The organism is Rouxiella sp. Mn2063 (assembly GCF_049319665.1).
Lineage (GTDB): Bacteria > Pseudomonadota > Gammaproteobacteria > Enterobacterales > Enterobacteriaceae > JBMOUD01.
The window spans coordinates 1-24,585 of sequence record NZ_JBMOUD010000021.1 but is presented as its reverse complement, the minus strand read 5'-3'; the positions used below and the strand labels follow the sequence as shown (position 1 = coordinate 24,585).

Annotated in this window: 22 protein-coding genes; 16 read left to right on the top strand and 6 right to left on the bottom strand. The window is 49.0% G+C overall.

The window, feature by feature from the left end:
• Positions 1 to 70 precede the first annotated feature (70 nt).
• Positions 71 to 2,050 (bottom strand): biosynthetic arginine decarboxylase, encoded by a 1,980-nt coding sequence (gene speA, locus ACL9RG_RS20815; protein ID WP_422794566.1) that lies wholly within the window; start codon positions 2,048 to 2,050, stop codon positions 71 to 73.
• 872 nt (positions 2,051 to 2,922) lie between these two features.
• Between speA and metK the strand changes: the two genes are divergently transcribed.
• From metK to ruvX, 8 genes are all read left to right on the top strand, one after another.
• Positions 2,923 to 4,074, top strand: coding sequence for a methionine adenosyltransferase (gene metK / locus ACL9RG_RS20810; protein ID WP_422794565.1), 1,152 nt, complete (start codon positions 2,923 to 2,925; stop codon positions 4,072 to 4,074).
• A 365-nt stretch (positions 4,075 to 4,439) separates the two neighbouring features.
• A complete protein-coding gene (locus tag ACL9RG_RS20805) occupies positions 4,440 to 5,840 on the top strand; it encodes a sugar porter family MFS transporter (RefSeq protein ID WP_422794564.1) in 1,401 nt (466 codons plus the stop codon).
• 1,126 nt (positions 5,841 to 6,966) lie between these two features.
• Complete coding sequence (locus ACL9RG_RS20800) at positions 6,967 to 7,473, top strand: SprT family zinc-dependent metalloprotease (RefSeq protein WP_422794563.1); 507 nt, start codon at positions 6,967 to 6,969, stop codon at positions 7,471 to 7,473.
• Between the two features lie 109 nt (positions 7,474 to 7,582).
• Entirely contained in the window at positions 7,583 to 8,287 is a 705-nt protein-coding gene (gene endA / locus ACL9RG_RS20795) for a deoxyribonuclease I (RefSeq protein WP_422794562.1), read from the top strand.
• Positions 8,288 to 8,474: 187 nt separating this feature from the next.
• Positions 8,475 to 9,206 carry a 16S rRNA (uracil(1498)-N(3))-methyltransferase gene (rsmE, locus tag ACL9RG_RS20790; RefSeq protein ID WP_422794560.1) on the top strand — a complete coding sequence of 244 codons (732 nt, stop codon included), beginning with the start codon at positions 8,475 to 8,477 and terminating at the stop codon, positions 9,204 to 9,206.
• 22 nt (positions 9,207 to 9,228) lie between these two features.
• Positions 9,229 to 10,179 (top strand): glutathione synthase, encoded by a 951-nt coding sequence (gshB, locus tag ACL9RG_RS20785; RefSeq protein WP_422794559.1) that lies wholly within the window; start codon positions 9,229 to 9,231, stop codon positions 10,177 to 10,179.
• A gap of 159 nt (positions 10,180 to 10,338) precedes the next feature.
• Positions 10,339 to 10,902 (top strand): YqgE/AlgH family protein, encoded by a 564-nt coding sequence (locus ACL9RG_RS20780; RefSeq protein ID WP_422794558.1) that lies wholly within the window; start codon positions 10,339 to 10,341, stop codon positions 10,900 to 10,902.
• Entirely contained in the window at positions 10,902 to 11,339 is a 438-nt protein-coding gene (gene ruvX / locus ACL9RG_RS20775) for a Holliday junction resolvase RuvX (protein WP_422794557.1), read from the top strand. Before ACL9RG_RS20780 ends, ruvX begins: the two co-directional genes overlap by 1 nt.
• Before the next feature lie 90 nt (positions 11,340 to 11,429).
• Here ruvX and ACL9RG_RS20770 read toward each other — a convergent pair whose 3' ends face one another.
• Together ACL9RG_RS20770 and ACL9RG_RS20765 are read right to left on the bottom strand one after the other, a co-directional pair.
• The gene (locus tag ACL9RG_RS20770) at positions 11,430 to 11,708 is read right to left on the bottom strand and encodes a hypothetical protein (RefSeq protein ID WP_422794556.1); all 279 of its coding nucleotides are present in this window, start codon (positions 11,706 to 11,708) and stop codon (positions 11,430 to 11,432) included.
• Between the two features lie 119 nt (positions 11,709 to 11,827).
• The gene (locus ACL9RG_RS20765) at positions 11,828 to 12,847 is read right to left on the bottom strand and encodes a type IV pilus twitching motility protein PilT (protein ID WP_422794555.1); all 1,020 of its coding nucleotides are present in this window, start codon (positions 12,845 to 12,847) and stop codon (positions 11,828 to 11,830) included.
• Positions 12,848 to 12,868: 21 nt separating this feature from the next.
• Here ACL9RG_RS20765 and ACL9RG_RS20760 point away from each other — a divergent pair, with 21 nt between their 5' ends.
• The 5 genes from ACL9RG_RS20760 to hemW all read left to right on the top strand — a co-directional run bounded on the left by ACL9RG_RS20760 (position 12,869) and on the right by hemW (position 16,892).
• Entirely contained in the window at positions 12,869 to 13,594 is a 726-nt protein-coding gene (locus ACL9RG_RS20760) for a YggS family pyridoxal phosphate-dependent enzyme (RefSeq protein WP_422794554.1), read from the top strand.
• Between the two features lie 45 nt (positions 13,595 to 13,639).
• Positions 13,640 to 14,461 (top strand): pyrroline-5-carboxylate reductase, encoded by an 822-nt coding sequence (gene proC / locus ACL9RG_RS20755; protein WP_422794553.1) that lies wholly within the window; start codon positions 13,640 to 13,642, stop codon positions 14,459 to 14,461.
• A 35-nt stretch (positions 14,462 to 14,496) separates the two neighbouring features.
• Positions 14,497 to 15,051 carry a YggT family protein gene (locus ACL9RG_RS20750; RefSeq protein WP_422794552.1) on the top strand — a complete coding sequence of 185 codons (555 nt, stop codon included), beginning with the start codon at positions 14,497 to 14,499 and terminating at the stop codon, positions 15,049 to 15,051.
• Between the two features lie 97 nt (positions 15,052 to 15,148).
• A complete protein-coding gene (locus ACL9RG_RS20745) occupies positions 15,149 to 15,757 on the top strand; it encodes an XTP/dITP diphosphatase (protein ID WP_422794551.1) in 609 nt (202 codons plus the stop codon).
• Positions 15,750 to 16,892 (top strand): radical SAM family heme chaperone HemW, encoded by a 1,143-nt coding sequence (gene hemW / locus ACL9RG_RS20740; RefSeq protein WP_422794550.1) that lies wholly within the window; start codon positions 15,750 to 15,752, stop codon positions 16,890 to 16,892. The genes ACL9RG_RS20745 and hemW overlap by 8 nt, the downstream gene beginning before the upstream one ends.
• Before the next feature lie 280 nt (positions 16,893 to 17,172).
• On the opposite strand, the gene ACL9RG_RS20735 is transcribed toward hemW, so the two are convergent.
• Positions 17,173 to 18,183, bottom strand: coding sequence for an acyltransferase family protein (locus tag ACL9RG_RS20735; RefSeq protein ID WP_422794549.1), 1,011 nt, complete (start codon positions 18,181 to 18,183; stop codon positions 17,173 to 17,175).
• A gap of 905 nt (positions 18,184 to 19,088) precedes the next feature.
• On the opposite strand from ACL9RG_RS20735, the gene ACL9RG_RS20730 reads away from it, so the two are divergent.
• From ACL9RG_RS20730 to argE, 3 genes are read left to right on the top strand one after another with little or no spacing between them, the layout of a single operon-like run.
• Positions 19,089 to 19,514, top strand: coding sequence for a RidA family protein (locus ACL9RG_RS20730; RefSeq protein WP_422794548.1), 426 nt, complete (start codon positions 19,089 to 19,091; stop codon positions 19,512 to 19,514).
• Positions 19,511 to 20,188 (top strand): DUF1028 domain-containing protein, encoded by a 678-nt coding sequence (locus ACL9RG_RS20725; protein WP_422794547.1) that lies wholly within the window; start codon positions 19,511 to 19,513, stop codon positions 20,186 to 20,188. Before ACL9RG_RS20730 ends, ACL9RG_RS20725 begins: the two co-directional genes overlap by 4 nt.
• Positions 20,181 to 21,332, top strand: coding sequence for an acetylornithine deacetylase (gene argE, locus ACL9RG_RS20720; RefSeq protein ID WP_422794546.1), 1,152 nt, complete (start codon positions 20,181 to 20,183; stop codon positions 21,330 to 21,332). Before ACL9RG_RS20725 ends, argE begins: the two co-directional genes overlap by 8 nt.
• 4 nt (positions 21,333 to 21,336) lie before the next feature.
• Here the strand turns inward: argE and ACL9RG_RS20715 are convergent, their stop codons facing one another.
• Positions 21,337 to 22,281, bottom strand: a complete 945-nt coding sequence (locus tag ACL9RG_RS20715; RefSeq protein ID WP_422794545.1) for a LysR family transcriptional regulator — start codon at positions 22,279 to 22,281, stop codon at positions 21,337 to 21,339.
• Between the two features lie 293 nt (positions 22,282 to 22,574).
• Complete coding sequence (locus tag ACL9RG_RS20710; RefSeq protein ID WP_422794544.1) at positions 22,575 to 24,200, bottom strand: FMN-binding glutamate synthase family protein; 1,626 nt, start codon at positions 24,198 to 24,200, stop codon at positions 22,575 to 22,577.
• Positions 24,201 to 24,585 lie beyond the last annotated feature (385 nt).

Genomic DNA, 24,585 nt, shown 5'->3' with positions numbered 1-24,585 from the left:
TTTCTCGCCATAGTAATGTGGGGGATGATTCCCCCACATTTTCAATACGCTTACCGATATTCAGTAAGACTTACTCGTCTTCTAAATAAGTGTAGCCATATAGACCAGATTCAAACTCTTCCACAAACTGCGCTTGCAGTTCAGCATCCAAGTCAGTCTGTTTTACCTGATCACGGAAACGGCTCAGCAGGACATTTGGATCCAACTGCACGTATTCGAGCATATCTGCCACGGTATCACCCTCGTCAGATTGCTGTACTTCAACGGTGCCGTCAGGGAAGACGAAAACATCAACCGCAGAGGTATCACCGAACAAGTTGTGCATATTCCCCAGAATTTCCTGATATGCCCCAACCATGAAGAAGCCCAACAACGGAGGATTTTCCGGATCATATGGCGGCATTGGCATGGTGGTCGCCACGCCATCACCATCGATGTAATGATCGATAGTACCATCAGAATCACAGGTAATATCCAGCAGTACAGCGCGTCCAACCGGCGGTTTATCCAGCCCTTCGAGTGGCAATACCGGGAACAGTTGATCAATGCCCCACGCATCCGGCATTGACTGGAACAGCGAGAAGTTAACGTACAGTTTATCCGCCATACGCTCTTGCAGTTCGTCGATAATCGGACGGTGCGCACGATTACTTGGATCCAGTTGATCCTGAATCATGTTGCAAATATTCAGATAGATATCTTCAGCCCAAGCGCGCTGAGTCAAATCCAAAATCCCGTGTGCATATTGGCTGTGAACGTCATGCAAATCCATCTGACTGTCGTGCAGCCATTCGCGTAATGAGCGGCGATTTTCCGGGTCATGCATTTCATTCCAGGTGTCCCACAGGCTGCCAAGTGCGCGCGGCGCGTCATCTTCTGGCGCAACGGGTTCACGGAACTCATTACGCTCAACGCCGATAACGTTAGAGACCAACACCGTATGGTGCGCGGTCACCGCACGACCTGATTCTGTGATCACCGTTGGATGCGGCAAGCCATGCTCATTACACGCATCGCCGATGCCCCAGATAACGTTGTTGGCATATTCGTTCAGGCCATAGTTAACCGAGCAATCAGATTGGGAACGCGTGCCTTCATAATCGACACCCAAACCGCCGCCGACGTCAAAGCACTGAATATTCACGCCCAGCTTATGCAACTCAACATAGAAACGCGCAGATTCACGTACGCCGGTGGAGATATCACGGATATTCGCCAGCTGTGAACCTAAGTGGAAGTGCAGCAGTTGCAGACTTTCCAAGCGTCCAGCGGAACGCAGCATCTCAACCAGTTGCAGCACTTGCGAAGCGGCCAGGCCAAATTTGGATTTTTCGCCACCGCTAGACTGCCATTTGCCAGAACCTTGCGAGGACAGACGCGCACGCACACCCAAACGAGGGATCACGTTCAGACGTTCAGCTTCTTCGAGTACCAGCTTAATCTCGGTCATCTTTTCGATAACCAGATAGACCTTGTGGCCCAGCTTTTCACCGATCAGCGCCAAACGAATATATTCACGGTCTTTATAGCCGTTACAGACGATCACCGAACGGGTCATGCCAGCATGGGCCAGTACCGCCATTAGCTCAGCTTTCGAGCCAGCTTCCAGTCCTAATGGCTCGCCTGATTCCACCAGTGATTCAATCACGCGGCGGTGCTGGTTAACCTTGATTGGGTATACCAGGAAATAATCACCCTCGTAGCCAAAAGAGTCACGCGCACGTTTAAACGCGGCGTTAATCGAGCGCAGACGGTGTTGAAGAATTTGTGGAAAACAAAAAAGCGCCGGCAGACGTTGACCATCCTGCTCTTGCATCTCTTTGACCAACTTAGCCAAATCAACACGCGCAGCAGGCTCATCAGGGTCTGGGCAGACGCTGATATGACCTAACTCGTTAACGTCATAATAGTTGTTGCCCCAATAAGCAACATTGTAGGTGCGCAGCATTTTGCTAGCATCACGGTCATTCACGGCAACCTCCTGCATGGAGCGTAGAGAAACAGATTCGCCCGCATGTGACGGACGGTGGGAGTGCATGTCATCAGACATAATTAAGCCCTTTTTTTACACTGACAACATGGCCAGCCACTAGCACAGTAACAATAGACCAGAACAACCCAAACTGGCTAAACGAAGGTACAAGAAAATCCCGTAACACATCGCTCAATGAGGATGGCTCTTTCATATAATTGTGAATCACGTTGTCAGACTCCGCGAAACGGGTCAGGAGAACACATGGAGCAAAGGCTCCACTTATCTGCAAGCTACAACAATATTTTTCAGGGTGATGGCGTTAACCGGCCCGGGAATCTTGTGTAGCGCTCAGATGTCGGCTGCTGGGCTGTCTATAATGAGCAAGCGTTGCGGACAACCGTTTATAACATCTGTTAGATGACAGAAATTTTTCAGAATGGCGTGCAGCAGAAAGTAAAAGCATCTGCTTAGAGGATTGTTGGAATGTAACAAGCGGTAAAAAGTAGGTCATTAACCTCACCACCTCCACACGTGCCACGCGACACGAGCGGGCAATCGAACCTAAGTAAACAGTAATTACTGGAATACACTGCATTATTAAATCCAACAGCGCGCGCTGTTTATACCGACAACACCGTCTAAATGCAAAATGAAATTGCCCTCGAAGCTGTTTCTAAGCGTGAATTTCTCGGGAAATCGGCACAATATGCATAAGCCGATTGTAAAAAAGCGCTGGTAATCGCATTAAGAGCTATCCTAGAATAGCCATCCAGATGTTAATCCGTCCAATCGGATTAACCGTCAAACTGCTTTTGAGCTCTGCCCTGCCATCATGTTTAGCGACTGTGCTATGTTCCAGCCGCCAACATTGCAGGTATCTCTTCGGCCGCTCTCATCCGCCGTAATGCAGAAATTTTTCACCCGTCGCATGAAAGGTAAAGAAGATAATGGCTAAACACCTGTTTACGTCCGAATCTGTATCCGAAGGACATCCAGATAAAATCGCAGACCAAATCTCTGACGCCGTTCTCGACGCGATTTTAAAGCAAGACCCAAAAGCACGCGTGGCGTGTGAAACCTATGTCAAAACCGGCATGGTTTTAGTTGGCGGTGAAGTCACCACCAGCGCTTGGGTTGACGTTGAAGAAATCACCCGCCAGACCATTCGTGAGATTGGCTATGTCAATTCCGAAATGGGCTTTGATGCCAATTCTTGCGCCGTATTGAGCGCGATTGGTAAGCAATCACCAGATATCAATCAGGGTGTAGATCGCGCCGATCCGTTAGAACAAGGTGCGGGCGACCAAGGTTTGATGTTTGGTTATGCCACCAACGAGACCGACGTGTTAATGCCAGCGCCTGTGACCTACGCGCACCGTTTGGTAAAACGTCAGTCAGAAGTTCGCAAATCTGGCACGCTGCCTTGGCTGCGCCCGGATGCGAAAAGCCAGGTAACCTTCCAATACGACGAAGGTAAAATCGTTGGTATTGATGCGGTTGTTCTGTCTACCCAGCATGCTGAAGATATCGCTCTGAAAGACCTTCAAGAAGCGGTAATGGAAGAGATCATCAAGCCCGTTCTACCGACCGAATGGCTGAATGCGTCTACCAAATATTTCATCAACCCAACCGGCCGTTTCGTTATCGGCGGGCCAATGGGTGACTGCGGCCTGACCGGTCGTAAAATCATCGTTGATACCTACGGCGGTATGGCTCGTCACGGTGGCGGGGCGTTCTCTGGTAAAGATCCATCAAAAGTTGACCGTTCAGCAGCTTATGCCGCGCGTTATGTGGCGAAAAACATCGTTGCTGCCGGTTTGGCTGACCGTTGTGAGATCCAAGTTTCTTACGCTATCGGCGTAGCGGAACCTACCTCTATCATGGTGGAAACCTTCGGTACCGGTAAAGTTTCTAACGAGAAACTGACTCTGTTGGTGCGTGAGTTCTTCGACCTGCGTCCATACGGTTTGATCCAGATGCTGGACCTGCTGCACCCAATCTACCAAGAGACCGCAGCTTATGGTCACTTTGGTCGCGAGCACTTCCCTTGGGAAAAAACTGACAAAGCTGAACTGCTGCGCGAAGCCGCTGCACGTTAATCTCTGCTTAGTCTGTACAGTTCGACTAAACCTGCCCTCTGCGGCAGGTTTTTTTTGCCCTGTTATCACCAATCACTAAGATTGATGAAACCGTTTTCATGAAATTACACTCTATAAATTAGTCTATTAGAATAATAGTCAAGCTGGCCGAAGTAAGAATTTATTGATTTGCTTCAAACAATGAATTATTACTCTTCGCCGCTCACCTTTCCCCGTTTCCCTGTACCGCACATTTCTCAATAGAGATGAGTGGCTATGAGTGCGATAAATGTAAGCGATTACAACAGTGTGACCTGGCGCACTTTCTGATGCAGTCAGGCTAAATAACATAGCAAAGTAAGTATTTTTGTCATTTTGGAGGCAAGATGAGTAACTCAACGACCTACAAGTCAGGGAAACGGTCAAACAAAAGCGTGACTTTTTTTGTCTGCTTTCTCGCCGCTTTAGCCGGCCTGCTGTTTGGACTCGATATCGGTGTTATTGCAGGGGCTCTGCCGTTTATCGGCCATGAATTCCAAATTACCAGCCATGAACAAGAGTGGGTAGTCAGCTCAATGATGTTTGGCGCCGCGGTGGGTGCCGTTGGCAGCGGCTGGCTGAACTTCCGTCTTGGGCGTAAATACAGCCTGATGATTGGTGCCGTGCTATTCGTGATAGGTTCACTTTGCTCAGCTTTAGCCCCTAACACCGAAGTATTGATCTTCGCGCGCGTATTATTAGGGCTAGCGGTGGGTATTGCTTCTTATACCGCACCAATTTATCTGTCTGAAATCGCACCAGAAAAAATTCGCGGCAGCATGATCTCCATGTATCAGCTCATGATCACCATCGGTATTCTCGCCGCCTATTTGTCTGATACCGGCTTTAGCTACAGCGGCGCATGGCGCTGGATGCTGGGCGTTATTACCATCCCTGCACTGTTATTACTGATCGGTGTGTTCTTCCTGCCCGATAGCCCGCGTTGGCTGGCAGCTCGCGGCAATAATGACAAAGCACGACGTGTGTTAGAAAAACTGCGTGATACCAGCGAGCAGGCAAAGAAAGAGCTGGATGAGATCCGCGAAAGCCTGAAAGTAAAACAGGGCGGCTGGGCGCTGTTCACTAGTAACAAGAATTTCCGTCGTGCCGTTTACCTCGGCGTTCTGTTGCAAGTGATGCAGCAGTTCACCGGTATGAACGTCATCATGTATTACGCGCCAAAAATCTTCGGTATCGCCGGTTTCGCCAGCACCTCTCAACAGATGTGGGGCACGGTTATCGTTGGTCTGGTTAACGTATTAGCGACCTTTATCGCCATCGGCCTGGTTGACCGTTGGGGCCGTAAACCTACGCTGAAACTGGGCTTCCTGGTGATGGCGATTGGCATGGGCGTGTTAGGTTCCATGCTGCACATTGGCATTGATTCTGTCACCGAGAAATACTTCGCCGTTGCCATGTTGCTGATGTTTATCGTTGGTTTCGCCATGAGCGCCGGCCCGCTGATTTGGGTGCTGTGTTCAGAGATCCAACCGTTGAAAGGCCGCGATTTTGGTATCACCGTCTCTACCGCAACCAACTGGATTGCCAATATGATCGTCGGTGCGACCTTCCTGACCATGCTCGACAGCCTGGGCAACGCGAATACCTTCTGGGTTTATGGTGCGCTGAACATCGTATTTATCTTCATTACCATGGCGTTGATTCCTGAAACGAAAAACGTTTCATTGGAGCATATAGAGGCTAATTTGATGGCTGGTAAGCCGTTGAAATCCATCGGGGACGAATAAATCTAGACCGAGATTTTGGCGGTTTCTAAAACCGCTAAAAGCAGAATAGTGAATATTTCGGTTTATCAGCTGCGGTTCTCAATAGTAGCCCGCAGCCTAAACCGACCGAAGGGGCGGTAAGCGCCGCCCCTTCCGGCTTCCCGCGCTTTTTTGCCACTTCAATATCCAGTCCAGCGGAGGCTATGTTTCAGGTGCCTCTACGATAGGCGCAAATGTCGCTGCTCCGCAGTCCCTTCAGTCGGGATTCGGACTCGCTCAATAAACACTTCGCGATTTCTCACCTCTCCTTCAGCGCCATTTCGAGCGCGCCTCGCTGGCTTTTTAATTCAAAAGTAAAAACTGCCTTTGCCTCTAACTTTCTATTTTCTGTTGATTTAAAAAGCCAAGACCACGTCATTGAATGCGTTTTTTTAAATCTGGACCGAGATTTGGGCGGTTTCTAAAACCAGAACAGTGAATATTTCGGTTTATCAGCTGCGGTTCTCAATAGTACCCCGCAGCCTAAACCGACCGAAGGGACGGTAAGCGCCGTCCCTTCTGGCTTCCCGCGCTTTTTTGCTACTTAAGCACTTGCTCTAAGGGAGGTCATGTTTCAGGTACTACAGTGACAGGCGCAAATTTCATGGCTCCGCCATCCCTTCCTCGGGTTCGAGCCTGCTCGCTAAAAACGCTCGCCGTCTCTCCACCACTCGTCAGTGAAATTTTTAGTGCGCCACCAACCTTTTTACGTCAAAAACTAAACAGCCGTTGCCTTTGAACTTGATTTAAAAGCCGCTAAGCGCCCTCAAAATTTCACCGGCAAGTGGTGAGAGACAATAGTTTTATCATTGGCTCGAATCCCGCAGCCGGGCATCCCGAAGGGATGAAATTGGCGCTATCACGGAAGTTTCTGAAACATGGCCTCCGCTGGATGCGATGTTTAAGTATCAAAAAAGCGCGGGATTCTTAAGGGTAGCGCGCTACCCTTATGGCGGCTTCGGCTGCAATGCCAAATTGAACACTGCATTTGATAAGCCGAAAAATTCACCGTTCTGGTTTTAAAAAACCGCCAAAATCTCGGTCTAGATTTAAAACTAATTTTAATTTTCCTAGTTTTCTAAAAACTGATCCCCTTTATAATGCTGAAATGAAAAATATTCGCCTTCCTATTGCCTTGCAGCAAGCCGTCATGCGCTGTCTGCGTGAGAAACTCCAGCTTGCTAATCAGGCTCTGGGTACTGATTACCCTGAGCCGGACGTTTCTTATCAGCAACGCGGTACTACAGCGGGAACGGCCTGGCTGCAAGACTGGAAAATCCGCCTTAATCCGGTGTTGTTGCAGGAAAATCAGCAGCAGTTTATTGATGAAGTGGTACCGCATGAGCTGGCACATTTACTGGTGTATCGCCGTTTTGGTCGCAAAGCCGCGCCGCATGGTAAAGAGTGGCAGTGGATGATGGAGCAAGTGCTGGGCGTGTCGGCCAGTCGTACCCACCAATTTGAAATCTCCTCTGTACAGAGTAAAACCTATCCCTACTTATGCGGCTGCGGGGATCATCAACTGACTATCCGCCGTCATAACCGCGTACTGCGTAAAGAAGCTGAATATCGCTGCCGTCGCTGTGGAGAAATATTGCGTTTTAAGCTTACTTAATCCGCTTACCCGTTGAGTTTTATGGATAAAAATAGCCTTATTCCTGATTGTCACACCGCCTGACATCCGTTACCCTGCCCCCCTTTGCTTTATCAGGTCGTTTTGGAATATGTCTCGCAAAATTCACTTTTTTATCCTCGCACTTAGCCTATCAACCTCAGTCAATGCGCTAGCCAAGCCCATCAATAATTTCACGCAGGCAAAAGCCGAGGCGGTGAAAATCAATCAAGATGCCCAAGAGTTTTACTGCGGCTGTCAGGTAAATTGGCAGGGTAAGAAAGGCACGCCAGATTTACAATCTTGCGGTTATCAGACGCGTAAAGGCCAGCAGCGGGCTAATCGTATTGAGTGGGAACATGTGATGCCTGCCTGGCAGTTTGGTCATCTGCGCCAGTGCTGGCAAAATGGTGGACGCAAAAACTGCGCCAAAGACCCGGGTTATCGCCAAATAGAAGATGACCTGCATAACCTGCAACCTGCTATTGGCGAAGTGAACGGCGACCGTAATAATTTTATGTACGGCCAATGGAACGGGCCCGCGGATCAATACGGGCGTTGCGATATGAAAATCGATTTTAAAAACAAAGTTGCCGAGCCACCGGCCCGCGCTCGCGGTGCCATTGCGCGCACCTATTTTTATATGCGCGACCGTTATCAGTTACCTTTATCTCGCCAGCAGACTCAGCTATTTACCGCCTGGGACCGCCAATATCCGGTGACCGACTGGGAGTGCGAGCGAGACAATCGTATTGCTCAGGTGCAAGGCAATCATAATGAGTATGTATTGCGGGCTTGCCAGCAGAGAAAAGCCTAACTTAGTATATCCATCGCATTTCAATTCGCAGCATTGTTAGCCCCAAAGACAAGTTATCTTCGCTTTGGGGATTGATTCGCTTGCTATCAACCCACATATCGAACTCTATTGAGTCTTAACTCAACCAGATTATTCTTAGGGGACTGTACGTAACGCCCCCTATTTGACCAAAGGATCACAGCTGCGCATGCGTATACCTCGCATTTACCACCCGGAACCTCTGACTGACTTTAGCGAATTATCGCTTAGCGAAGATGCTGCCAATCACGTTGGCCGCGTTCTGCGTATGCAGCCGGGCCAGTTGCTACAACTCTTTGATGGCAGTAATCAGGTATTTGCAGCGACCATTACTCAGGTGGATAAAAAGAGCGTGCGGGTTAAGCTTGCCGCTGGTGAAATCAGTGATAACGAATCTCCGCTGAATTTGCATCTCGGGCAAGTGATGTCCCGTGGTGAAAAAATGGAGTTCACTATCCAGAAATCCATCGAGCTGGGGGTAAATACCATCACTCCGCTGCTTTCCGAGCGTTGTGGCGTTAAACTCGACGGCGAACGTTTGAGTAAGAAATTGCAGCAGTGGCAGAAAATTGCCGTTGCCGCTTGCGAGCAATGTGGCCGTAACCGTGTTCCTGAAATACGCGAAGTCATGTCGCTCGAACAATGGTGCGCAGAGCAAGATGACAGCCTAAAACTCAATCTGCATCCGCGCGCTAGCCACAGCATTAATACCTTGCCACTGCCCGTTACCGATGTGCGCTTGTTAATTGGTCCAGAAGGCGGCTTGTCAGCCGATGAAATAGCCATGACCACCGGCTATGGATTTACTGATATTCTGCTGGGGCCTCGTGTTCTACGAACAGAAACGACGGCACTTACCGCGATTACGGCCCTGCAGGTCCGTTTCGGCGATCTGGGATAATCCCAGGCTCTAGGAGATAAGAATGATTAAGCTCGGCATTGTTATGGATCCCATTGCATCCATCAATATAAAGAAAGACACCAGCTTCGCCATGCTATTAGAAGCGCAAAGTCGCGGTTATGAACTGCACTATATGGAAATGGATTCCCTCTATCTGCGCGGTGGCGAAGGTCGTGCAACGACGCGCAAACTGTCAGTTAAGCAAGATTACGCCGAGTGGTATCAGTTTGGCAACGAGCAGGATATTGCGCTGCACGACTTAGACGTCATTTTGATGCGTAAAGACCCGCCGTTTGATACTGAATTTATCTACGCGACCTATATTCTTGAGCGCGCAGAAGAAAAAGGCACCTTGATCGTTAACAAACCGCAGAGCCTGCGCGACTGTAACGAGAAGCTGTTTACCGCTTGGTTCCCTGAGCTGACGCCAGATACATTAGTGACCCGTAATGCCGCACAGTTGCGCGCATTCCACCAAGAACACAGCGATGTGATCCTCAAGCCGTTGGACGGCATGGGTGGCGCATCTATCTTCCGCCTGAAGCCAGAAGATGCCAACGTCTCGGTGATTATCGAAACCCTGACCGAACACGGCAGCCGCTTCTGTATGGCGCAGAACTACCTGCCAGCCATTAAAGACGGCGACAAACGCGTATTAGTAGTGGACGGCGAGCCGGTACCTTATTGCCTGGCGCGTATCCCTGCACAAGGCGAAACTCGTGGTAATCTGGCCGCCGGTGGCCGCGGCGAAGCCCGTCCATTGAGCGAAAGCGATTGGGCAATTGCTCGTGCCGTTGCGCCAACCTTGAAAGCGAAAGGGCTGATTTTCGTTGGCCTGGATATCATTGGCGATCGCCTGACTGAAATTAACGTCACCAGCCCAACCTGTGCACGTGAAATTGAAGCCGCGTTCCCCATCTCCGTCACTGGTATGTTGATGGATGCCATTGAGAAGCGTCTGGCGGCTCGCTAAGCGTAGACGTCTTGTTTGAAGCGGATATATTTGAAGGCAAGTTGCTTTGAAAATATCTTGTTTGATGGGGGCTTGCCGATTGAACCGCGCAAGCCCTCACTCAATAGAAAAAGTTTCCCCTTGTTCCATCAGTGCCAACGGCTAAGTATCTTAATTACTATGAACTTACAACATCACTTCCTTATTGCGATGCCCGCACTGGATGAGCCTTTATTCAAACGTTCCGTCATCTATGTCTGTGAACACAATGAAGAAGGCGCAATGGGCTTAGTGATTAATAAATTGGTGGGTGAATTCACCGTCGAGAACGTCTTGGACAAACTCGACATCCACCCAACGCCAAGAGATCCGGCTATTCGTCTCGATCGCCCGGTGTTCTCCGGCGGCCCGCTGGCAGACGACCGTGGTTTTATTCTGCATTCGCCGCATGACGGTTTTGCCTCAAGTATCAGTATCTCTGAGCAGACCATGCTGACCACTTCAAAAGACGTGCTGGAAACCCTCGGTACGCCAGAACAACCAAAAGACGTACTGGTCGCACTCGGTTACGCAGGTTGGTCGCAGGGGCAACTCGAAGAGGAAGTGCTGAACAATAGCTGGCTGACTGTGCCGGCCACCAGCAGAATTCTCTTCGACACACCGATTAACGAGCGCTGGCGTGAAGCGGCAAAAATGATTGGTATTAATGTCAGCCAACTGGCAACCCACGCAGGACACGCTTAATGGCTAACCGCACATTATTTGCCTTTGATTTCGGCACCAAAAGCATCGGCCTGGCTATTGGTCAAGAAGTGACGGGCACAGCTCGTCCACTGGCGGCGTTTAAAGCGCAAGATGGCACACCGGACTGGCAAAAAATCGAAAAACTGCTTAAAGAGTGGCAACCCGATTTAGTGGTCGTTGGACTGCCATTGAATATGGACGGCACCGAGCAGCCGTTGACCGCGCGTGCGCGCAAGTTTGCCAATCGGCTGCACGGCCGTTTCGGCGTTCAAGTCGAACTGCACGATGAGCGCTTAAGCACCGTTGAAGCCCGCGCCGATTTGTTCTCACGCGGTGGTTACAAAGCGCTGGATAAAGGCAGCGTAGACTCCGCCTCCGCGGTGATCATCCTCGAAAGCTGGTTTGAAAATCAGTGGAATAAACCGCAGGAATCTTAGAGATTCGAGATTTCTGGAGCTTGGGTTAACAGCAACGCCAAAAGCCAAAGTCTTAGCCACTCGCTTAAGAGTGGCTAGCATTCTTTCTAGTTATTCGTTATTTATTATTTTCTTTATGGTTAGCTTCACAGCCATAAACAATACCAATGCATACAAAGTGATCATAAACATCAGCGTGGACGTCGTTATAGGATCTAAATCCATTTCATAGCTTTGTGTGAGGGTGTGTTTAAACTCCTGATATGAAAAATCCATCACTGCTGACGTGATGGCATAAAGCGGCTTTCCGTAAGAGGAAAGCCAAAACGCCACAAAGAAACAGACGATGAAGAGCAGGATGTTTTTAGTTACTTGCTTTACCATCTTCAAAATTACTTACTCCCTGTATATCCACCTAATCGAACGCTATTAGGCCAGCCTTGGCATTTCAGATTCATGCTCTGATACTACTCTGCCTGGCGCTATAAGTGGAATAAACCGCAGGAATATTAAAGACTCGATGTTTCGGGGGCTTGGGTTAACAGCCCCGCGCTCACCCGCTGTTGTCTGCTTTGTTCAAATGTCTGCATACCGGCCTGTGCGCCGGTTTGTAAAGAGTCTAACAGCTGATGTGTTTTCCCTTCGCGAATCAAACTGGCGACGGCGGGTGTGGAGGTGAGTACTTCATAGAGCGCAATGCGTCCGCCCTGCTGGCGTGTTACTAATCTTTGTGCCACCACACCGGCGAGGCTGCCTGCCAATTGTGCCCGAACAAAGGCTTTCTCTTCTGCCGGGAAAACGTCGATCAGCCGGTCGACCGCCTGCGTTGCGCTGCGCGTATGCAAGGTTGCCAGTACCAGATGACCTGTTTCAGCCGCCGTTAGCGCCAAACGAATGCTGTCGCTATCGCGCAGCTCGCCAAGCAGCAAAACGTCAGGGTCTTCACGCAACGCGCCTCGTACCGCTTGGGTAAAAGAGTGAGTATGCCGACCAAGTTCTCGCTGTTGGATGAGACATTGCTTTCCTTGATAGATGAACTCGATCGGGTCTTCCAGTGTAATAATATGCCGCGATTGCCGTTGATTGAGGTGTTCGATCATCGCCGTCAACGTAGTCGATTTACCGCTACCGGTGGCACCGGTCACCAAAATCAAACCGTCTTGCCGCTCAACCAACTGCTGTAAAATGGCTGGGGCATCGAGCTGTTCCAGCGTGAGGCTGTCGGTGGCAATACGCCGCAATGCTATCGATATCCCTAAATTTTGTTGGAAGATATTCACCCGCATTCTCTGGCCCTCGCTCAAGGTTATGGCGAAATCGACCTGCCCTTGCTGTTGCAACTCTAGTTGCTGGGCGCGATCCAGCCATTGTTCCGCCAATGCCTGCATGTGCCGAGCGCTAAGCTCTGGGTCGGTTTGCCACTGGCATAACTGGCCATCAATACGGAACATCGGCCGATAACCTGCACAAAGGTGCAGATCGGAGGCGTTTTGCTTTACACTACGTACCACATATTGATCGATATCCATTTCTACTACTCCTGAGTCACTATGAGCCAAAGCCAGCACCACGCAATTTCGAAGAATCTACAGGATGTTCAGGCACGTATTGCCGCTGCTGCACAGGATTGCGACAGGTCTTCAGAGGAAGTTACTCTGCTTGCAGTGAGTAAAACCAAACCTGCGAGCGATGTCGCATTAGCGATTGATGCGGGGCAGTTGGCCTTTGGTGAAAACTATGTGCAGGAAGGCGTCGATAAGATTGCGCATTTTGCTGGACATCAGCCGCCGCTGGTCTGGCACTTTATCGGTCCGTTGCAATCGAATAAGAGTCGTTTGGTGGCAGAGAACTTTGACTGGTGCCACACTATTGACCGGCTGAAGATCGCACAGCGTCTCAACGATCAGCGTCCGGCATCGCTGCCACCGTTGCAGGTGCTGATTCAGGTCAACATCAGCGATGAAAGCAGCAAATCGGGGATAACCTTAGCGGAAGTGCCAGCGTTAGCGGCGCAAATTTGTGAGATGCCTCGCCTGCAATTGCGCGGGCTAATGGCAATCCCCGCACCCGAGCCGGATAATGCGCAACAGCTTGCCGTGTTTAAGCAAATGGCGGCCGCATTTACACAGCTACAACTCAGTCACCCACAGGTCGACACGCTGTCGATGGGCATGACCGACGATATGCCAGCCGCTATCGCCGCTGGCAGCACTATGGTGCGCATAGGCACCGCGATATTTGGCGCGCGTGATTATTCCGCGGCGACAAAATCATAACAAATTTGACGTTATCCACCCCCTGCGAGGTCTATAAGGATCACCATGCTATATCGTAAAATCTGTTTTATCGGCGCGGGCAATATGGCGGGTGCCATTATCTCTGGCTTGGTTGAGAATGGCTATCCTGCGGATTTAATCAGCGTCTGTGCGCCCTCGACTGCGCGTCGCGATGTGCTGGCACAGAAATACGGCGTAAAAAGCAGCGATGACAATATTAGCTGCGCCAAAGAGGCCGATGTGGTTGTACTGGCAGTCAAACCTCAGTTAATGGCCGAGGTGTGCAAACCATTACATGAGCACGTCGATTTCAGCGCTAAACTGGTGCTGTCGATTGCTGCTGGCATTAGCGTGGCGCGTTTTTGCGAGATGTTGGGCGAGTCACTCAATATTGTACGCATTATGCCAAATACCCCGTCATTGGTGGGTAAAGGCCTCAGCGGCTTATATGCACCCGATTATGTCAGCCAGCAAGACCGCGATTACAGCAGTGATTTAATGAGTTCAGTCGGCAAAATCTGCTGGGTTGAAACCGAAGAAGGTATTAACCATATTATTGCGACCGCAGGCAGCGCACCGGCTTATTTCTTCCTGTTTATGGAAGCCATGCAGGCAGAAGCCGAGCGTTTAGGCTTTAGTCCAGAAACCGCACGAATGCTGGTCGAGCAAGCCGCCAGCGGGGCAACGGCCCTCGTTGCCGCCAGTCCAGATAAACCTTTGTCCCAACTGCGCGAGAATGTCACCTCTAAAGGCGGCACCACCTTTGAGGCGCTACGCACTTTCAACGAGCAAAAATTGCCTGAGACCGTTTCTCTGGCAATGCAGGCAGCGATTGCGCGTGCACAAGAGATGGAAAAACTTTTTTGAGTCAACACAGCTAACCACCAAGGAATAAAGTACTTATGCTCACGCTGACTTTTCTGGTCAAAACACTGATTGACCTGTATGTCATGGTTCTCCTGTTACGTATCTGGATGCAATGGGCGCGTTCAGATTTTTATAACCCCTTCGCACAGTTTGTGGTGAAGATTACCCAACCGATTATTGGCCCGTTGCGCCGAATTATTCCGCCATTAGGCCCGATCGACAGCGCGTCACTGCTGCTGGCGTTCGTGCTAACGACCATCAAGTTCCCGCTATTACTGCTCATTCAAGGCGGTGGGCTGTCGATTAACCTAATGAATCTGCTCTTTGGCCTGATAGCGCTAGTCAAAGCCGCCGGTTATCTGGTGTTTTGGCTGATCATCATTCGCTCATTGATGAGTTGGGTCAGCCAAGGCCGCGGCGCGATGGATTACGTGCTGATGCAACTTACCGAGCCGCTAATGTCCCCAATTCGCCGGATTATTCCTGCGATGGGCGGCATCGATTTCTCGGCAATGGTTGTGGTGTTAATCCTCTATATGCTCAACTATTTGGGCATGGATTTGCTGGGCGAGCTGTGGATTATTCTCTGACTTAAGTATTTCACGGGCAGAAAGCTTTTCTGCCCGTTCACTCTCTGCACTTAAGCGTGTGATGCGCTAACCGTAAAACAGTCTTTTAGGAATTCTCATGCAAAAAGTCGTTCTGGCTACCGGCAACGCTGGCAAAGTCCGCGAACTCGCTCATCTATTAGCAGACTTCGGTCTTGACGTAGTCGCGCAAACCGAATTGGGCGTTGATTCTGCTGAAGAAACCGGTTTGACCTTTATTGAAAACGCCATCCTCAAAGCGCGTCATGCCGCACGTATTACCGGATTGCCGGCAATTGCTGACGATTCAGGTTTAGCGGTGGATTATCTTGGCGGCGCGCCGGGTATTTACTCTGCTCGTTATGCCGGTGAAGACGCGAGTGACCAGCAAAATCTTGAAAAGCTGCTGGTTGCCTTACAAGATGTTCCAGCCGCCGAGCGCGGCGCACAGTTCCACTGCGTACTGGTTTATCTGCGCCATGCCGATGACCCAACGCCGCTGGTTTGTCACGGCAGCTGGGCCGGTGAGATTACGCTAAGCGCAGCAGGTGAAGGTGGCTTCGGCTATGACCCGATCTTCTTTGTAGCAGAGCTGGGTAAAACAGCGGCCGAACTGACGCGTGAAGAGAAAAGCGCGGTATCTCATCGTGGTCAGGCGTTAGCGTTGCTGCTCGAAGCGATGAAAGGGAAACACGCTCAACATGCGTAAGTTGCCGCCGCTTAGTCTGTACCTGCATATTCCGTGGTGTGTGCAAAAGTGTCCGTATTGCGATTTTAACTCTCACGCCCTCAAAGGCGAGGTGCCACACGATGATTACGTGGCACATCTGCTGGCCGACCTGGATGCAGATTTACCGCTAACTGCCGGACGTAGCGTTGAAACCATCTTTATCGGTGGCGGCACGCCGAGCCTGTTAAGCGCCGAAGCGATGCAAACGCTGCTTGATGGCGTGCGCTCACGCCTGCCGCTGTCGCCGACGGCGGAAATCACCATGGAAGCTAATCCAGGCACGGTTGAAGCAGATCGTTTTAGCGGCTATCAGCGCGCTGGCGTCAACCGTATTTCTATCGGTGTACAAAGCTTTGATAACCAAAAACTACAGCGTTTAGGGCGAATTCATGGCTGCGATGAAGCTAAACGCGCGGCGAATCTGGCAACCGGCCTTGGGCTGCGCAGTTTCAATTTGGATTTGATGCACGGCTTACCGGATCAAACGCTGGAACAAGCGCTGGATGATTTACGTCAGGCGATTGCACTTAACCCACCGCATTTGTCGTGGTATCAGCTGACTATCGAGCCGAATACCATGTTTGCTTCACGCCCACCGGTATTGCCGGATGATGATGCGCTGTGGGATATCTTTGAGCAAGGCGACCAACTGTTAACGGCTGCAGGCTATCAACAATACGAAACCTCGGCTTATGCGAAACCGGGCTATCAATGCCAGCATAACCTCAACTATTGGCGTTTTGGTGACTATATCGGCGTAGGCTGCGGTGCGCACGGCAAATTAACGCAACCTGACGGTACCATTCTGCGTACGGTAAAAACCAAGCACCCGCGCGGTTATATGCAGGGACGCTATATGGACAAACAGCATCAGGTTGAAACAGCAGAACTGCCTTTCGAGTTCTTCATGAACCGTTTCCGTCTGCTAGAACCTGCGCCACGCGATGAGTTTGCTGTTTATACCGGATTAGATGAATCCGCCATCCGTCCCCAGCTTGATGAAGCCATCGCCAAAGCCTATCTGCTGGAAACCGAGCAGCACTGGCAGATCACTGAGAAAGGCAAGTTATTCTTGAACTCGTTGCTGGAGCTGTTTTTAAGTGAAGAAGCGTAAGAGTTTTGCTTCTATGGCATAGAAAGTCTGGAAGGAAACATTACAGGTTAGAATGTCATTAAACTGATACGACGCGCTAACGCGTCGTATCAGTTTCCATAATGTGTTAAGCCAGCAATTTATCCGAATCACTTCCCCCAGTAAGCTTATCGGAATTATGAGCACCATCCGTAGACTCACACTGCGGGCCAGCGCAAAGCGCTATTCAAATCAGTTCCAGACTGGTTTTTCGCGCCTTTACCGTTTTAAAAAAACTCTAATTACCTTGAGTATCAATGCGTTACTTTACTTTTTTTCGCATCTTAGGTGTGAATAAAAGATCAAGGATAGGATGTTTATCCTTAAGTTTAAGAAACACAGAGATAATGACAAGTGTAATAACGAAAACAACTCCAGGAATAAGTGAAGAATTGACGCCTTTAAATGCATTAACCAATATGAACAATATAAGCATATGAGTCAGGTAGAAATAAATCGAGTTTCTCCCAACAAATCTTATAAAGACTGATAAAAAACCAAGTCTGGATTCTAAAGCTCTAGACGCACAAACAATTCCAGGAATTGAAAGTAAAACCAAGGGCATGAAGACAATATTATTCTTATATAAGAACATTGCCAATGGAATGGTAAGAACAATCAAACATGCTACGACCGACACAGCAACAAGAATTTTATTCTTTGAAAGAGACTCAACTTTACCCGCCCCCAATTTAATACCACAAACAAAGAAGATAAAATAATAAAAGAAATCATTAAACCGGAGAAACTTACTGTAGTAGTCCCCATAGTACATTAATATTAAATCATATTTATCGAAGGCTAAATAAAGCAGTAATGATACTCCAATGAGAACATTATTATTCACCTTAAAATTAAATGCTAGCTTTGCAAGCACAAAGAATAAAAAGATAAAATACAGGAACCAGGTAAGGTCAGAAATACCAACAAAAACGCCAACAACAGACTTAACAATCTCGTGATACTCTGAATTATAAAAGTAATCACCATGCATAACCAATAAGTATGGCAATGACCAGACTAAATATGGATAAAGAATATTATTAAACTTCCCTTTAAAATAATCAATGTTGTTTTTGTTTATTGACTTACTGGCTACCAAACCAGAAAGGAAAAATAATATCTGCATTCTATATGGTGAAAGTATATAGCTTTCAATATCTAAAAAACCTCCAGATCGCAACCACCCCGACAATAACAAAGTATGAAGCTGAATAACTAAAATTATACAAACTCCCCTAAGGAAGTCCATCCATTCAATTCTTTCTTTCATTTACTTATCTTTCCCAAAAAATGGTTATGTATATACCAATCAAGTAGTAATAAAATATAAACAATATATATATCTATTTGCCATAACGTCTTCCTCAAGCGCTTAGGGCAAAGCTCCGCCATAGTCGCCATGATTTTTTGACCGGCAACGTTACGGGTTCCATGGGATTGACTGCCAGGACTCAATCATTAGCTGGGTATATATATTCCCAATCTTCATTGATTTTATCTTTTAAGCGAACAGCGCTCCCAGTAACGCTATTTTTCTCTTCAAAACATCTACTTCTGATATATATAGTCATCAGAACTGACGAGCATTAAAGGAGCTGCTTGGGCTTCTTTTTCCGCACGTAATCTTCAGTTCATAAACCAAAAAAAACCGCCCTGCTGGGCGGTCTTTCGACGATTAAATTAGTTGGGGAACTCACTTAACCATCTAACAGACTTATGTGAAACTCGTCACAAAACTGCATCTCGAGTGTAGCCGCACTCGAGTATTTACTTCAAGACATCTCGACACATCTTTCGTGCATTCTTGTTACCAATAGTTACCGCCAGAAGCGTTACGTCACGTGCTTCATGAATCTAGAGAGATTCGACCAAACGCAAACACGGTAAAAAAACAAAACATCACATAAATATCAATAATTTAAAAACAATTCGCAGTACCATTCCGCGTGAAAAAGAGAAAAAGATAAATCAGTATTTATCTAAGCATTCGTCTCAAAAAATGAGACGGGAGGAGGCAAGCTTTTTCATATCTGTTGGAGAGTAAAATCATTCTTTATTTTCTAGCACTTCCCCATAAAGAATGGTGACTAACTCAAGTGTGCGGCGCCATAGCCAACACGCTATGTGTCCCACACTTAACGCCCTTTTATTCACCGTCCACAACAGGAAATGATCATGAGCAAACCGACTCATACGCGCATTCGCATGTTCAACACCAAAGACACCTACCCAAACCAAGCGCTGAATAACGATTTGTGCCAAGCAGTACGAGCAGGGAATACCGTTTATGTCCGAGGTCAGGTAGGCACAGACTTTGAGGGTAACTTAGTCGGATTAGGTGATGCGGGAAAACAAGCTGAACAGGCGATGAAAAACATCAAGCAACTGTTGGAAGAAGCCGGTAGTGATCTCAGCCATATTGTAAAAACCACCACCTATATTATCGATCCGCGTTATCGTGAGCCGGTTTATCTTGAAGTGGGAAAATGGCTCAAAGGCGTGTTTCCGATCTCTACCGGTTTAGTGGTTTCTGCCCTAGCGCAGCCACAATGGCTCGTTGAGATTGATGTTATTGCCGTCATCCCCGAGGAGGATGCATGACATTTTCAATTGCCGGATTTTGCCCGCGAACCGGGCAGTATGGTATTGCATTAAGTTCTTCAAGTATGGCGGTGGCGGCACGATGTCCTTGGTTGCAAAGCGGCGTAGGTGCCGTATCTAGCCAAAACGTAACCTTGCCTTCGCTCGGCCCGCAGATCCTCGTCAAGCTGGCTCAAGGCAATACCGCGCAGCAAGCGCTGGATGCGGTGATAAACGCAGAACCTTATGCCGACTGGCGACAGGTGACAGTGCTCGATAATCAAGGTAATAGCGCGGTATTTTCAGGGGCAAAAACGCTAGGTGTGAATAACACCGTGCAAGGTGCCCACTGCGTTGCTGCTGGCAACATGCTGGCCAACAGCGAGGTTATTATGGCCATGGTTGAGGCTTTTGTCCTCGACGCGTCACTGTCTTTAGGCGATCGACTGATCGCGGCTTTGCAAGCCGGGTTGCACGCCGGTGGCGAGGCAGGTCCGATTTATTCTGCCGGGTTAAAAATCGTCAGTACCGAGAGCTGGCCGTTGACCGACTTGCGAGTGGACTGGCATGAGCAAGACGCCATCGGCGAACTCGCTCGTTTGTGGCAGCTATGGCAGCCGCAAAGCCAAGCCTATTTAACTCGCGCAATTAATCCTGTGGAGGCACCAAGCTATGGTGTTCCCGGCGATGAATAATCCCACCACCCGAGACATTCTGGCCGACCTTATCGCTTTTGATAGCGTCAGTCGTAATAGCAACCTAGCGCTGATTGATTATGTACAGGTGTATTTGTCGAGTTATGGCGTCGAATCGCAGATTATTCACGACGCCAGCGGCGAAAAAGCCAATCTATTAGCCGTCATTGGGCCGCAAGATTTGCCGGGCATCGTGCTATCGGGTCACACCGATGTCGTACCGGTTGATGGTCAGGATTGGCACAGCGATCCTTTCTTGCTTACTGAACGCTCAGGTAAGCTTTACGGACGCGGAACCGCCGATATGAAAAGCTGGCTGGCGGCAGTGCTGGCGTTGGTGCCGCGCCTTGTTGCCGCACGGTTGCGAATGCCCGTATGGATTGCCTTTAGTTATGATGAAGAGGTCGGCTGTAAAGGCGTACACGGTTTGCTGGCTCAGTTGGATAAATTGCCGGTCTTGCCCGCGGCATGCATCGTCGGTGAACCCACTGAAATGTACCCGGTGATGGGGCATAAAGGCAAAATCGCCGTACGCTGCAATGTGACAGGATTAAGCGCGCACTCCGCCTACACGCCGCAGGGCGTCAACGCCATTGAGTATGCTGTGCGCATTATGCAGCAATTGATGACGCTGGCGAACCGACTAAAGCAGCAGAAAAACTTGGACTTCGACCCACCTTTTTCCACGCTGCAAACCGGGCTGATTAACGGCGGCAAGGCTCTAAATATTGTGCCTGAACATTGCCAGTTTGATTTTGAAATCCGCACTTTACCGCAAGTTAATGCCCAGCAATTAGTCGATGAAATTACCACCTGGACGCAAGCAGAACTGCTGCCAGAAATGCAGGCAATCTCACCACAGTGTGCCATCACCTTCAGCACACTAAGCCGTTACCCTGCTCTGCAAACACAATCTGTAGACATGATTGATGCCTTGCTTACCCTGCTACCCAAACCGCAAATACTGCAAACTGTGGCTTATGGTACCGAAGGCGGTTTATTCCAGCAGCACGGTATTCCAACGTTGGTTTGCGGCCCCGGCTGCATGGAGCAAGGACACAAACCAGACGAGTTTATTACCTTGGAACAGTTGCAAGCATGTGATGCATTTATGCTACGCCTCTGGCACTGGCTGCAAGATTGAACGGTTACGCCGACAGGCGTGATACTTCGGCCTCGCTAAGATGACCTGGTGTTAACTCCTGCGTGCGGCAGTAATCCATAAACAGCCGCGTCGGACGCGTGGGTTCGGCGTGGCGTAAATATGCCATCACCAGGCACGATGAACTGACTTCATCACGAATGGCAACACGCGTTACCCGCTGACCATCGTAAGTCACGTCAGAGTAAGGTCGTGTCACCAATAGTGAAAAGCCAAAGCCCTGTGCTACCATACAACGCACCATCTCAATCGAAGGCGAGCTGAAAGCAATATTGGGTTTCAGCCCTTTCTCTTTAAAAATATCAAGGAAGTAGTTACGGCTTGGTACCACATCAAGCAGAATCATCGGCTGCTGGCTTAGCTCCTCGATACTCACGCTGTCACGCATAGCTAAAGGGTGGTCTGCGGGGAACAACGCGTAAGGTTTTTGTGGGGCGTTAAGCGCTTCAGTTTGAATGCTCGAATCGAGTTCGTGGTTGTAGACAATCGCCATATCAAAGCGGCCGCGATGCAAACCATGCATGAGTTCGTGCTGCTCACCATCATAAATCTGTACATCAATTTCGGGATAGATGGCCTTAAACCCTGCGATCAATTTTGGCATATAAAGGGGCGCAGCTGTTTCATAGCAGCCCACCGAAATCGTACCGGAAACCAAATCATTATCTGCCAGCGTGTTTTGCTCAAACTGATAGGACATACGCAATAACTCAGAGGCTTTTTCATAAAAACGTCGGCCACTCGGTGTTAGAGAAACGCCCTGCGCGTGGTGGCGTATGAACAGCTGCTGTTCGAAATTTTCTTCCAGCCCTTTAATTGCACTCGATATCGAGGGCTGAGCAATATGAAGGTGACGAGAGGCTTCAGCAATACTTTGATATTCAACCACCGTAACAAAGTATTTGAGCTGCCTTAACGTGAAATGAGCCATGCCTTTAACCTCTCTTTTGTTATTCAATAGCGACCTCTGCATAGGAAAATACGAGGCTTAATTAACAAGCAAACTCTATGCCAGCCATATAGCTGGCACGCAAAGAGATACTGTCGCATTAAGAAAACGGACCAAAGGCAAGATGACAGAGTGTAGCCAGTAAGAAAGTGATTGGTGATCACAAAATAAAAACGCACCTTCATCGAGCGGCATAGCATGATGAAGATGCGAAGTACATCGACTAAATGAAGTGTTCTGCCTAATGAAGTGCAACCATTAAGCCGGACCTTTCATCACCCAACTAAACGAATGGCCTGCGCATCAAAACTGCGTGACGATGCCATACGCCACATACGGGCATAAAACTCGCTGTCGATCTGTTTCTTTAGCAAGTCGCCGGGCTGTAGATAGTAATAGATGTCGGCAAAGACTTTTATTTCAGTGGCCGTAATACGCCGCAGCATATGGTGCGATGTTAAATCTTCCGGGCGGCTAACGCCCGCTGCTGCCAGCATTTCTGCCAAGGCTTTTACTGTATTTTGGTGGAAGTGATACACCCGTTCAGCCTTACTTGGCACCACCAGCGCTTTTTGACGCAGCGGATCTTGCGTCGCCACACCCGTTGGACAACGGTTGGTATGACAACTCTGCGACTGAATACAACCAACGGCAAACATAAACCCGCGCGCTGAGTTAACCCAATCCGCCCCCAGCGTCATAACACTGGCGATATCAAAGGCGCTGATCATTTTACCGCTCGCTCCCACTTTCACTTTGTCGCGTAGCCCAGCGCCAACCAACGTGTTATGCACAAACAGTAAGCCTTCACGCAGCGGCATGCCCATATAGTTGGACAGTTCCAATGGCGCAGCGCCGGTGCCACCTTCTTTGCCGTCGACAACCACAAAATCTGGCGTAATACCGGTTTCCAGCATGGCTTTCACAATGGCAACAAATTCCCAAGGATGACCGATACAAAGCTTGAAACCGACCGGCTTACCGCCGGACAATTCACGCAGTTTGGCGATAAAACTCATCATCTCCAGCGGGGTATTAAAGGCGCTGTGTGACGCCGGAGAAATACAATCAACACCCTGTGGCACACCACGAGTTGCGGCAATTTCCGCATCAACCTTCTTCGCCGGCAAAATCCCACCGTGGCCTGGTTTAGCCCCTTGGCTGAGTTTTATTTCGATCATTTTCACCTGCGGATCTTTGGCCTGGCGGGAAAACGCCTCGGGATCAAATTGCCCGGTGGCGGTGCGACAGCCGAAATAACCGCTGCCCAATTCCCATACCAAATCCCCTTTGTGCTCGCGGTGATAGCGGCTAATGCTGCCCTCGCCAGTATCATGATAGAAATCACCCATTGCCGCGCCAAGATTAAGCGCCCGAATCGCATTGGCAGACAGCGCACCAAAGCTCATCGCCGAGATATTAAAAACGGATGCTGAGTAAGGCTGAGTACAATCTGGTCCACCTATGGTGATACGGAAGCTTTCAGGATCGGCAACGGGCACCGGTTGCATCGAGTGACCAATACATTCGTATCCGGTTTGATAAACATCAAGCAACGTACCGAAAGGCTTCTCCCCCATCTCATTTTTGGCCCGGCGATAGACCAAAGAGCGCTGAGTACGAGAGAAAGGCACTTCGGCGTTATCTTCTTCCAATAAATACTGACGTAGTTCTGGACGGATAAATTCAATTAAGAAGCGAATGCGACCAATCACCGGATAGTTGCGGCAAATCGCATGGGGTTTCTGCAACACATCATGGCAACCGAGCAGGGTTAATGCGCCAAAAATCAGCGTCAGAATCCACATGCCCTCAACATGATGCAGATAAAACAAGCTCACAATGAAAATCAAAATACACAGGGCAAAGCACGTATAACGGCTAAACAAAGACAATCTCATAACGACTCCTGTCGCTTTATCATTATTAAAAATAAGAGTACTTACTGAGAATAGTCAGATTAATGATTGAGCAACAATGTTATTTGTCTGTTATGGCGACATTGTTATTTTTTACAAAAAATAAACAAAAAGGGTAAATCTAGACCGAGATTTGGGCGGTTGTTCAAGCCATACCGGGATTGGGGCGTTTTTTAAGCCAGACCGGACTTAGGCGGTATTCAAAGCTAGAAAGGTGAATTTTTCGGCTTTTCAAATGCAGTGTTCAATGAGGCGTTGCAGTCTAAGCCGCCATAAGGGTAGTGCGCTAAGTGGCGTTTGAATCAACGCTGGGATTTTTTAAAAATGGATTAGTGAATTTTTCGGCTTTTCAAATGCAGTGTTCAAT